The following is a 12,852-nucleotide window of genomic DNA, read 5'->3' on the forward strand; positions in this document are numbered from 1 at the left end:
GTTAAAATTTTGATGTCCCCGCAATGATAAAAATGGTGAATATTTATATGAAAGATTAGAGCTCTCCTTCTTGTAAGAGAGCTCTAATCTTTGTTTAAAAACTATATTATATACATAGGCAGACTCATCATCTGAAATTTGTTCCGATTCAATTTAGAATATGACAAAAGAGAACTTGCGTTAGACAACAAGCTCTCTTTAAAAGAAATAACGTAATTGAGATACTTATATAGTAACAATTGTTTTCTTCTAATTCCATATGTCTTATGTTGAGAAATAAATTATAAGTGGCTTGATAACGCTAAAATGAATGATTGACATAATATTTTGACGATAATATAATAAATCTCGAATTCAAGATAACTTGTAAAGGATTGGGAATTATGAGCGTGATTAACGATGAGAGCCTATATTTAAAGTTATTTGTTATATTATGAAGGGAATTACAGTCAATCACTAAATGTATTGCAAAGGATATAAAAAATTATGGACTTAATCCAACTGAATTTGCAGTGCGTGAGCTACTATACAGTAAAAGCGATCAGCTTATACAAAAACTTGGAGACAAAATATTACTTGCAAGTAGTAGTATCACGTACGCGTCAAATATTTCAGAAGGTATTGAATTAATGGACACTATTTTTCCTCAGCATAAAGGGGGATTCGGCAAATATTTGATAGTTTGGACTATATGGAGAAAAAATGATAATTAAACAGTTGAAAAAGTTAGGATGTTACACAAAGAAATTGTAAGTTTTTAGAGGTTATTTCTGCTTAGTAATATCCTAATTAAATATAAATTAAATAAATAGGAGGAAAAATTAATAAATAGTAGTAAATTTATTGTAATGCAAAGTAAATAAATTATGTAATTGCAATTGATATAGTAAGAAAGATAGTTGTTATGTTAACGATATATATATCGTCCTTTTCATTATAAATCTTTCATAAAGCGGAGAGTGGGTATCAAGAATGGAATTACGTCATTTAGAGTATTTTATTCAAGTTTGTAATAATAATAGTTTTACTAAAGCTGCGGAAGTTCTAGGTATTTCACAGCCGACTTTAAGCCAACAAATCCGTGTGTTAGAAGGTGAACTTGATACACCTTTGTTTCATCGAGTTGGAAGAGGTATCAAAATGACAGAAGCGGGTAAGCTGCTATTTGATAAAGGAAAATTTATCATGCAACAATTTGATGAAGTTTATAATGAAATTTTTGAATTAAAGGGTGTAAAAAGAGGGGTAATTACTATAGGTGGTTTATTAGAGGATCTCACTTATTTAACACCTTATATTATGAAGTTTCAACAACATTATCCCAACATCGTAGTGAAAATTATAGAATCCGAAGTTGCTGTAAATCAAATCGTTGATAAAAATATTGATATAGGCATCACACGTAGTGCTCAAATTCCAGAGACATTAACAAGCACCCTTTTGTATAGAGAAGAGCTTGTCCTTGTCATTCCAAAAAATCATCCTTTGAATGAAACAACATTTGTTTCTTTTCGAGAATTAGTAGGGCTCAGTAGAATAATGGTTTCATGTAGTTGTCGTGAATCTATTAAAATATATTGTGAGAGTTTAGGGTTATCTTTATCTGAAGCAAATATAGAAACAAAATCTTCTATTTCTCTATTGAGCCTTGTATACAATGGACATGGGGTTGCCATAATACCTCTTTCACTGGTTAACTTTGTTAATAATGATACTTTGAGCATAGTTCGTATTATTGACCCGACACCAAGTCAAGATATTAATCTTATCCACTTTGATGATAAATTTTTAAGTTTTGCAGCACGTATCTTTATGCAGAAGTTAAATAATCCTGAAAAAGCATTAGTATAATAGAAATAATAATGATTATAGTGTGAGGATTAAACATGATACATAATTCTTGGGAGAAGACCTAAATTACAGTCAAAGGGCATTGGCTTTATATGTGTGGTGTGATCGATTCAAATGGGAATATCATTGACTTTTACTTAAGGGAAAAAGGGCAGACTTTGCAATGAGAGAAGGCTGTTAAAAATAAGTCAAGTTAATTAATTAGCTCTTCGATTTTATCACATAGTAATAGATTCCATTAGGGAGATATTGCTATTTCTTTTTACATATCCTTATTGCATAAAGAATACCACCGGCATTATACCGGTGGTTTTGACTTAGAAAGCAAAGCAAGTACAACCAATACCCCATTTAGTTCCATCTTTTCCTATTACGGTATGAGTGTGTTGATGGAGAGGGTTACTGCAACTATGTAACTTGTGATCATGGGCATCGTGAGAAAGTATAGTGTGGGCTAGGTTAGCACCACCATAACCATAAACTCCCGTCGGTGACCAATCAGGTGATGCTGGTGGCAATTCAGGTGATAAATTTTTAAATTCATCATTTCCATAAACAACCTGCCCACCCATAATGGTGAGTAATGATTCAAGGTTCTTGATTTCTTCTTCTGGCAAAGTAAAGTAGTCAGCAGACAATACAGCAAGATCAGCAAACTGACCTACTGCAAGGGTTCCTTTTTTACCTTCATCACCAGAGAACCACGCACTTCCTTTTGAATATAATTCCAGGGCTACTTTTCTATCAAGTTTATTTTTTTCATCGTATATCGAAAGTCCACCAATGGTTTTTTCGGCAACCATCCAGTAAAGAGCGACCCAAGGGTTATAGCTGGAAACCCTAGTTGCATCACTACCGGCGCCAACAGGTATACCTAGGTCTAACATACGATAAATCGGAGGAGTACGCTTTGCAGCTTCCTTTCCGTATAAATCAACAAAGTATTCACCTTGAAAAGCCATGCGGTCTTGGATGGCAATACCACCATTTAAAGCTATTTCCTTGAAATACATTTATGCATTTTGTTTACTAAGATCTCGCTGCGCGCCCATATAGCTTCCAATTATATTTTGATAGCCTGGAAGATTGCTAGCAAGCAAATTGCCAAAACCTTCGACATCGTTGCGCCAATCACGTTGTAATTCGCAAGCTACGCTAAACCAGTTCATAAGTTGCACACCACTATGTGCCATACGAGTATTTGCAGCATCTGCTACTTGTTTACTGAAAGTTCCTGAAGCATCAGTAACAGCAAATACTTCATATCCAGCTTTTATAGCGGAAAGTGCAGGGAAAGCAACACAAACGTCAGTAACTACGCCCGCGATGATAAGTTGCTTTTTTCCAGTTTCTTCGATTGCTTTTACAAAATCATCATTATCCCATGCGTTAATTTGTCCAGGTCGAGCTATTTTTGGTACATGAGGAAAGAGATCAACCAATTCTTGCATTAAAGGTCCGTTAGGCCCGTTTTCAAAACTTGTTGTTAAAATAACTGGTAAATCAAAAAACTTAGCAGTATGAGCAAGAGCTAGAACATTGTTCTTGAATTCATCAACACCATAGTCACGTACTAGTCCGGACATAAGACCAGTTTGATGATCTACTAAAAGCACGACAGCATCATCTTTGTTAATACGAGAATAGAAATCAGTCATTATGTATTCCTCCTAAAAATTAAGTAATCGAAGAAAGTTTAAATAGTCGAATACTATCATAAGTTTCTTCGTTTATAACTAAGCTGACCAATAATATTGGTTATAGCAGCATTCACAGAACATGAAGTGCTATACAAATTTATAGTATTTGAAAACTGATTAATTAATCAATTCTAAATCATCTATAATTTGTATAGGTCGTAACTATAGTTGTTTTCACTATAAAATAGATTGGTTTTACCTATACATCCTATAGATAGAACAATATTGATAGTCACCTATTTTTGTTATTACAATTGAATATGAGTAATGTTCAGTAATTATTTTATGATGAAAAAGGTATTAGAGGGGGGGATTGTTCCAAAAGGAGAAAATGAATGCATTGGAACAATAGAGTTTCATACTTAGAGTTCACAACATAAAGGTGCATGAATAGGTTATGAGATTCATCCGAGTTATTGAAGAAAAGGATACATATTAGAATATTTTTTGGAGGTAGAAGCATGGCTAAAATTACTGTAGGAACCGAAAATCAAGCACCAATTGAGATATATTATGAGGATCATGGCACAGGAAAACCAGTTGTACTAATTCATGGTTGGCCGTTAAGTGGTCGATCTTGGGAATACCAAGTTCCAGCTCTTGTTGAGGCTGGATACAGAGTTATAACGTATGATCGTCGAGGATTTGGAAAATCATCTCAGCCGTGGGATGGGTATGAATATGATACCTTTACTTCTGATTTACATCAACTATTAGAACATTTAGAGCTTCAAAATGTCACACTTGTTGGTTTTTCTATGGGTGGAGGAGAGGTAGCTAGGTATATTGGGAAATATGGAACCAATAGAGTAGAGAAGGCTGTATTTGCAGGAGCTGTACCACCATTCCTTTACAAGTCAGCAGATCATCCTGAGGGTGTATTAGATGATGTAGCAATTCAAGGATTTGAAAATGGAGTAAAAAGTGATCGCCTAGCATTCCTTGATGAGTTTACGAAAGGATTTTTTGCTGCTGGAGATCGAACTGACTTAGTTAGTGAACCATTTCGACTTTACAATAGGGATATCGCTGCAGGTGCATCACCTAAAGGAACACTAGATTGTATCGCTGCTTTCAGCAAAACAGACTTCAGAGGCGATTTAGCTAAGGTTAATATACCTACCCTTATTATTCATGGTGATTCAGATGCGACTGTACCATTTGAATATAGTGGGAAATTAACACATGAAGCAATTCCTAATTCTAAAGTAACGTTAATAAAGGGTGGTCCACATGGGCTAAATGCAACGCATGCCAAAGAATTTAATGAAGCACTCCTATTATTTTTAAAGGACTAATTATAACTATATAATTGTTAATTGATAACTTATAAACAAGTTAAAATAAAGCTTTATAAAAGATGCTCTTGGATAAATCCAGGAGCATCTTTTTAAATGGTGATATTGAGATGTTAGATTGATAAATCTCCAGTAGTTTTGGATTGAATATTCTTCTTAACAGCTAAAATGTATTGATTAGAGTTTTTTAGATTTCTTAGAAGTATTGTTATATTACTATCAAGATAATATTTTGAATAATCCTCAAAAAAAGAAATGTTTTGTCAGAAAATAATAAAATTTTATTAATTTTTATAATTAGTTGAATTTTTATAGAAATAATTCTCTTAATATATTAAAATAACATCGTATTATGTCAGATTTTAATTATTAGGGGAGAGAAATTTTATGTTGAAAAAAATCATTCCAGTTGCTTTAGCAATAAGTACAGTTACTTTTACTAGTGTATTTGCTTTGCCTTCAGTACAAGCGAGTACAGAACCAAACCGCTACATAGATGTGCAAATGCTCGGTATTAACGATTTTCATGGGCAACTAGACACGGTAAAAAAAATTAACAATAAAGATGCAGGGGGAATTGAGTACTTAGGGGCTTATTTACGTAATCGTGAAAAACAAAATCCGAATACATTAAAGGTACATGCTGGCGATGTTGTTGGAGCAAGTACTCCTGTTTCAGCATTATTACAAGACGAACCTACGATTGAATTTCTAAATGATTTGAAATTCGATGTTGGAACGATAGGAAATCATGAATTTGATGAAGGTGTTGCGGAAATGAACCGCCTTATTTATGGTGGATACCATGAGAAAACAGGGAATTTTAAAGGAGCAAAATTCCCATATGTTGCCGCAAATTTCTATAATAAATCCACTGGTCGTTTATATTTACCACCATTCACTATAAAAAAGGTACAAGGAGTTCCTGTTGGATTCATCGGAGTCGTAACAACGGATGTTCCTAACCTTGTTATGCCTACTATGCTAAAGAATGTAGAAATTACAGATGAAGTTGAAGCTATTAACAAATCCGTAAAGCAATTAAAAAAACTAGGCGTTAAATCTATCGTTGTTCTTGCGCATAACGGAGGTATAACAGATGGGAACGGTGTAACAAATGGTGATATCGTCCGATTAGCAAATGAGACTGATCCAGAAGTCGATGTTATTTTTGGTGGGCATAGCCACACTTATGTAAATGGAACTGTTAATAATAAACTTGTCGTACAAGCAAATTCTTATGGTATGGCTTTTGCTGATGTTGATGTAAAGATTGATCGTAAGACACAAGATATTGTTGAGAAAAAAGCAGAAATTGTTACAACTTACCATGAAGGCATGGAGCCTGATAAAAAAATAAAGAAGAAGATGGAGAAATATCAAGCAAAAATCGCACCTCTTGTTAATGAAGTTGTAGGTAAGTCTATTGCTCCACTAGATCGTAAACTCAATACGGCTGGTGAATCTACTCTCGGAAATTTAGTTGCTGATGCCCAGCGTGCAACAATGCAATCTCAAATTGCACTTATGAATCCTGGTGGTATTCGTAATGACTTAGATGCTGGTGATATTACATGGGGAGAGATATATGGTATTCAACCATTCGGAAATCAATTAATAAAAATAAATTTAACAGGTCAAGACATTCGTGATATTTTAAATCAACAATGGCAAAAAGATATAACAAGAATGCTTCAAATTTCAGGTATCCAATACACTTGGGATGCGAACAAGCCTAATGGAGAAAAAGTAACAAGTATTCGCTTAACAAATGGAGAAGAAATCATTCCTTCTAAAACTTACAGCGTCGTTGCTAACGCATTTCTAGCTTCAGGTGGAGATGGATTTGTATCCTTTAAAAACGGTAAAGATGCTGAAACAGGACCAACTGATTTTGAAGCATTAGTAGATTATATAAAAAAATCAAAAGAACCAATTCAGTCTATTATCGATGGAAGAATTCAACAAATAAATTAGTTTTTATTAATCTCAAAAACAACTAGATTACCTGTGCGCTATACTCTTTAGTGTGCAGGTAATCTATTTTTTTGATTTGAAATAGTCTAACTGTGGCCAATGGGTATACCGTCTAGATGCAGAGTACCGAAAAAAATGAAGTGAACAAAAAATAACCCCTAAATTAACTCTATGATAAAGAGACTACAAACAATCAAAATTTGGAACTTCATATTAACCACGTTAATAATACATACTGAAATTGAATACTTTAGATAACATCATTTATAACGAATATCTATACATTATAATGTTATGCAATGAGGAATTTACACTACAATGGATTGAAGCTTATGTAGTTTTATATTCGTATAAGTGAATTAAGAATTTCTTAAGAACCTATTAAGAAATAAGTGAGTTTTAGGAATTAGAATAAATGTATCTTAACAGTAATAAGAAAATGAATGTTTTAAATGGAAGTTGGCAGAGTATGTCAAAAAGCTATAAGTAAATATTTCAGGAGGTTTTTTATGAAAAAGAAAATAATTATTGCAATTGTTGCTTCTGCTATAACAATGACTCATTTTGTAGGAAATACTTATGCAGATTCGAAAACAGAGGTTTCTGTTACAGCTCCCTACAATATAAATCAAATAGTGAAATGGTTAGAAGCACATGCAAAGCCTTTAAAAACAACTAATCCAACTGCATCTCTTAATGATTTGAAACCACTTAAGAATATGATAGGTTCAGCTTCAATTGTAGGTTTAGGTGAAGCTACGCATGGGGCTCATGAGATTTTTACAATGAAACACCGCATTGTTAAGTATTTAGTATCTGAAAAGGGCTTTACCAACTTAGTTTTAGAAGAGGGATGGGACAGAGCTTTGGAACTTGATCGATATGTTCTTACTGGAAAGGGAAACCCAAGCCAACATTTATCACCTACATTTAAGACGAAAGAAATGCTAGATTTACTTGATTGGATTCGGCAATATAATGCTAATCCAAAACATAAATCGAAAGTACGTATCATTGGGATGGACATTCAATCAGTAAACGAGAATGTCTATAATAGCATAATAGAATATATTAAAGCGAACAATTCAAAACTGTTGCCTAGAGTAGAAGAGAAGATAAAAGATCTTATTCCTGTAACAAAGGATATGAATACTTTTGAAAGCCTTACGAAAGAAGAAAAAGAAAAGTATGTTTTAGATGCTAAACAAATTAGTGCTTTATTAGAGGGAAATAAAAGCTATTTAAATGGAAAATCTAAAGAGTTTGCATGGATAAAGCAAAATGCTCGTATTATTGAACAGTTTACTACAATGTTAGCGACACCTCCTGATAAACCAGCGGATTTTTATTTGAAACATGATATTGCAATGTATGAAAATGCGAAGTGGACTGAAGAACATTTAGGGAAAACCATTGTATGGGGACATAATGGACACGTTTCGAAAACAAATATGCTTCCTTTTATATATCCTAAAGTAGCTGGGCAGCATTTGACAGAATATTACGGAAAAAGATACGTATCTATTGGAACGTCAGTTTATGAAGGACAATACAATGTCAAGAATAGCAATGGTGAATTTGGCCCATATGGAACATTAAAATCGGATGATCCAAACAGTTATAACTACATTTTTGGACAGGTCAAAAAAGATCAATTTTTTATTGATTTACGTAAGGCGAACGGCGTGACAAAAACTTGGTTAAACGAACAACATCCAATTTTCGCTGGAATAACTACCGAAGGGCCTGATATACCAAAAACTGTTGATATATCATTAGGTAAAACGTTTGATATACTTGTTCAAATTCAAAAAGTGAGTCCATCTCAACTACATCAATAAATTTAGAATAATGTACCTTAATGACAACTTGAGAAGTGTTTCATATAACACTATGAAATTTGTTTTATATAGCAAGAAGAATAATCGTATTAGAAAAAATCAGCAGTTTAACCTGTTAAGAGTAAAACGAATCTTCAATATGTAAAGCGCAAAAAACACTGAAGCGAAAAGCATCGGTGTTTTTTGCGCTTTTGGGCACAGATGCTACTTCGATCCTATTGTAGAAGTGATTTTGTATGTAAGGAATTTGTAAGGAATAGGTAAGGAAAAAGAGATTTTCATTGTGTAGGATAAAAATATAAGGAGGCGTGAAGGGGGGAACAAGTACGGCCTACATATAAAACAAATAATCAGTAACAAGAGTGTTTTGTGAAAATAATGAGTACAATGATTGCAAATGCATTGTTGCCTTTTCATCATTGAGAGAATGGATAGCTGTGTGGTTCGTATATGACACTGCTATTAACTATCTATATAATTTAAATAGAAGAGAGGAATTCTTTATGAAAACACGCAGTAAAATTACATGTGCAAGTCTAGCACTTTTAATAGGTGGAAGTTCCCTGTTATACATAACACCAACATCAATTGTAAAAGCAGAATCTACGCAAAATGTATCTAGTTCGTTACAAACAAGTACGAAAAGCGATCGTACTTCCGTTAAGAAAGCAATACGGGATGAACTGCAACTTGGATACCCGGGAATACTCGCTCAAATTTCTAAGGGTGGTAAAACTTGGAGTTATACCACTGGGGTAGCGGATCTGAAAACTAAGAGACCAATGAAAGCAGATTTTCGCTTTCGCATTGGCAGTGTGACGAAAACGTTCATTGCAACGACTCTACTTCAATTATCTGGAGAGAATCGTTTGAATCTAGACGACTCCATTGAAAAATGGTTGCCTGGTGTCATTCAAGGAAACGGATATGATGGTAACCAGATTACTATCCGGCAAATATTGAATCATACAAGTGGTATTGCTGACTATATAAATTCAAAAGACTTTGATATAACGGATATAAAAAAATCGTACACGGCTGAAGAATTCGTAAAGATGGGGATTTCACTTCCCCCAGACTTTGCACCAGGAAAGGGTTGGTCTTATTCAAACACAGGATACGTATTACTGGGAATCCTTATTGAAAAAGTAACTGGCAACAGTTATGCCGAAGAGGTTGAAAATCGGATTATTGAACCGCTTGATTTGTCAAATACATTTCTACCTGGCAATTCAAGCGTGATTCCAGGTACCAAGCATGCACGTGGCTATTTGCAACTAGACGGAGCGAGTGAGCTAAAAGACGTTACTTATATTAACCCAGGTAGCTCGGATGGAGATATGATTTCTACTGCTGACGACTTAAACAAATTCTTCTCTTACTTACTAGGTGGCAAATTACTGAAGGAACAGCAACTAAAACAAATGCTTACTACAGTTCCTACAAATAGAGAGGGAACTGGATATGGTCTTGGAATCCTTGAAATTAAGCTTTCGAACGGTGTCTCGGTATGGGGACACAGAGGTGCCGTTCCAGGGTTTTCCACTTTTGTTGGTGGAACACTTGGAGGTAAACATACACTCGCTATCAATTCGAACAGTTTAAACATTAATAACCCGGAATTTTTTAAAAACATTTTACTTGCTGAATTTAGCAAGTAGACAAAAAGGAAAACTGGATAAATTTATCATTTGCAATTTCAATAGGAATGGATTAACACTTGAAATGAGTATAGGGGGGCATTAAGTATCTAGAAATAATCAAACCAATAATGAGAGATTGCTAAGTAAAAGGATTTGTTTATATATTCTATTCTCTCCAGCCGATTAAAAAAGTAACAGATATAATGAGTGATTATTATGTATACATTATTGCATTTGTGTTGGTATCGTCACTGATTATAAATTTGTATAAGGTGCGAAGTCTAATTTATGACTTCGCACTTTTGCTGTTTAACAGCCATTATTACTAAGCTATTAATAATAGAAAAAAGGAGAATGTAACTAGTTATGCAGATGAATCTTGGCACAGGCGTTATGTAGGAGGTTTTGCTGAGAATAAATTTAGAAGAATATATGAATTAGAGACATGAAGGCTGAAGTGAATTTTAGTAGTTTTTATGTTCATGAGTTACTTGAAATTCTAGCTGTTTTGTATGCATAGTTTTTCCCACCGTGATTGATAGTGCATAGATATTATTCTTATTATTATATATATATTACCGAGTATGCATTAAGTGAGATTTTTTTAGAACTAAATACAGTGCCATCCCCTAATGGTGAAAATGGTATTTGAATATTGTAGGGCTCTTAAGTATTTTTTAGATTTTTAAAGCCCGGTCATTTTAACCAAAATTTTCATAGAAATACCTTTGAAAAGAACGTAAGTTTGTATATAATAAGAACGAATGTTCTTTTGTTGGGAGTGATAACCTTGTATGATTATTCTCTTTTACCGAATCGTATTATTCTTTGTGTAGACCTTCGTAGCTTTTATGCAAGCGTATCATGTATTAAAAAAGGACTTGATCCAAGATATACAAAATTGGCTGTCGTAGGGGATGTGAACCAGAGCGGATCAATTGTATTAGCAGCAACACCGCCATTAAAAGCGTTAGGAATAAAGAAGATGGCTCGTTTGTACGAAATACCGAAGCGACCAGATATTATTATTGTGAATCCAATTATGCATACGTATATGAAATGTTCAACTTTCATAACGGGTTTGGCTTTGCAGTATGTCGCGCCGGAAGATTTTCATCAATATAGTATCGATGAATTTTTTATGGATATGACTGCAAGTATTCATTTGTTTGCCAGTAATCCGCGCGAATTCGCATTAAAGTTCAAGCGAGAAATATATGAACGTACAAGGATTGAAAGTACGATTGGTATAGGGCCTAATTTATTATTAAGTAAAGTAGCGATGGATGTAGAAGCGAAGAAGAATAGGGATGGAATAGCGCAGTGGACGTATGACGATATACCCGAGAAGTTATGGAGTATTAGACCGCTCAGTAAATTTTGGGGTATATCGTATAAAACAGAGATGAAATTGAATCGAAAAGGTATACATACCATTGGAGAATTAGCTCAGTATCCTTTGAAATATTTAAAGCAATCATTCGGTGTAATAGGAGAAGAATTACATCTACATAGTAACGGAATTGATTTTAGTAGAATAGCAGAAAAATACGTTCCAGCAACAACATCTATAGCGAAAAGCCAAATATTATTGCGTAATTATTCGATAGAAGAGTTCATAGTTATTTTATTAGAGCATATAGAAGAGGTTTGTTATAGGTTGAGACGAGAAAAGAAATGCGCGCAAACAATTCATTTTTCAGTTGGATATAGTAAGGAATACGGTGAGGGAATAAAAAAGGTACATACGTTAAATAGAGCAACAAACTTAACGATGGATATTTATAATGTTTGTACATATTTTTTATATGAACGCCATACAGGAGAGCCGATTCGATCAGTAAGTGTTTCATTAACAAACCTTATTAATGAAGGGGAAGAGCAAATTTCGCTTTTCGATAACATTATACAAAGAGAAAAAGAAATACGATTAACGAAAGTTATGGACGAAATTCGAACACGATTTGGTAAGAATAGTATTTTACGAGGTGTTTCTTACACAAGCGTCGCAACAGCAAGATATAGAAATACATTATTAGGAGGGCACAAATCGTGAAGAATGTTAATATGCCAAAAGGAAGAGGTATGGTAAAGTGGCAACCGTTTGCCAGTATGCCGGAGCAGTTCGCAGTTATTAAAGAAATGGTAAAGGAGCAAACGAAAGCCTCGCGTCCAACTGTAACGCAAGATGCAAAAGAAATGATTGAAAATAAGCTATTAATTTCATTTTTAGGTGAGGAAGAGGTTTTACTTACATATTATAAAGATGGTTATTTATATAAAAATTACATAACAGTAGTGGATATTAATCCATTAATGGAGACGATCACTTGTACGGATGCTTTTTGTAATAAGCGCACTTTTAAGTTTTTTGATGTAATTGAGATTGATTAAAGTATATTTCTATGCAGCAGGCGTATTTTTTTAGCCTACTGCATAGAAAGGTCAGTTACAGTATTAGGCTTATACTAAAAATAAGATACCCTTTATTACCATTGACGATAGTTGCATTTTAGATGAAAGAATGTGGGGAAACACCCCC

8 protein-coding genes and 2 pseudogenes are annotated in these 12,852 nt (G+C 33.9%); 8 read left to right on the forward strand and 2 right to left on the reverse strand.

All coding sequences use genetic code 11. The features are described 5' to 3' along the window. Window positions 1-383 precede the first annotated feature (383 nt). Window positions 384-753: pseudogene (locus AC0OM3_RS09850) on the forward strand (MarR family transcriptional regulator). A 219-nt stretch (window positions 754-972) separates the two neighbouring features. Then, window positions 973-1,851, forward strand: coding sequence for a LysR family transcriptional regulator (locus tag AC0OM3_RS09855; protein WP_474211610.1), 879 nt, complete (start codon window positions 973-975; stop codon window positions 1,849-1,851). Window positions 1,852-2,168: 317 nt separating this feature from the next. On the opposite strand, the pseudogene AC0OM3_RS09860 reads toward AC0OM3_RS09855, so the two are convergent. Together AC0OM3_RS09860 and ycaC are read right to left on the reverse strand one after the other, a co-directional pair. After that, window positions 2,169-2,846, reverse strand: a pseudogene (locus AC0OM3_RS09860) (amidohydrolase family protein); the annotation flags it as partial. Between the two features lie 18 nt (window positions 2,847-2,864). Next, window positions 2,865-3,509, reverse strand: a complete 645-nt coding sequence (gene ycaC / locus AC0OM3_RS09865) for an isochorismate family cysteine hydrolase YcaC (RefSeq protein ID WP_000129304.1) — start codon at window positions 3,507-3,509, stop codon at window positions 2,865-2,867. Window positions 3,510-4,012: 503 nt separating this feature from the next. Here ycaC and AC0OM3_RS09870 point away from each other — a divergent pair. From AC0OM3_RS09870 to AC0OM3_RS09895, 6 genes are all read left to right on the forward strand, one after another. Beyond that, the gene (locus AC0OM3_RS09870) at window positions 4,013-4,849 is read left to right on the forward strand and encodes an alpha/beta fold hydrolase (protein WP_001074309.1); all 837 of its coding nucleotides are present in this window, start codon (window positions 4,013-4,015) and stop codon (window positions 4,847-4,849) included. A 387-nt stretch (window positions 4,850-5,236) separates the two neighbouring features. Then, a complete protein-coding gene (locus AC0OM3_RS09875) occupies window positions 5,237-6,826 on the forward strand; it encodes a bifunctional metallophosphatase/5'-nucleotidase (protein WP_046946076.1) in 1,590 nt (529 codons plus the stop codon). A 509-nt stretch (window positions 6,827-7,335) separates the two neighbouring features. Continuing rightward, window positions 7,336-8,667, forward strand: a complete 1,332-nt coding sequence (locus tag AC0OM3_RS09880; protein WP_000726825.1) for an erythromycin esterase family protein — start codon at window positions 7,336-7,338, stop codon at window positions 8,665-8,667. Window positions 8,668-9,104: 437 nt separating this feature from the next. Then, entirely contained in the window at window positions 9,105-10,328 is a 1,224-nt protein-coding gene (locus tag AC0OM3_RS09885; RefSeq protein ID WP_474211791.1) for a serine hydrolase domain-containing protein, read from the forward strand. 772 nt (window positions 10,329-11,100) lie between these two features. Further along, window positions 11,101-12,366, forward strand: a complete 1,266-nt coding sequence (locus AC0OM3_RS09890) for a Y-family DNA polymerase (protein WP_000272622.1) — start codon at window positions 11,101-11,103, stop codon at window positions 12,364-12,366. After that, complete coding sequence (locus AC0OM3_RS09895; protein ID WP_000800255.1) at window positions 12,363-12,704, forward strand: YolD-like family protein; 342 nt, start codon at window positions 12,363-12,365, stop codon at window positions 12,702-12,704. The genes AC0OM3_RS09890 and AC0OM3_RS09895 overlap by 4 nt, the downstream gene beginning before the upstream one ends. Window positions 12,705-12,852: the final 148 nt, after the last annotated feature.

It is taken from the genome of Bacillus sp. FAU20 (assembly GCF_056033865.1).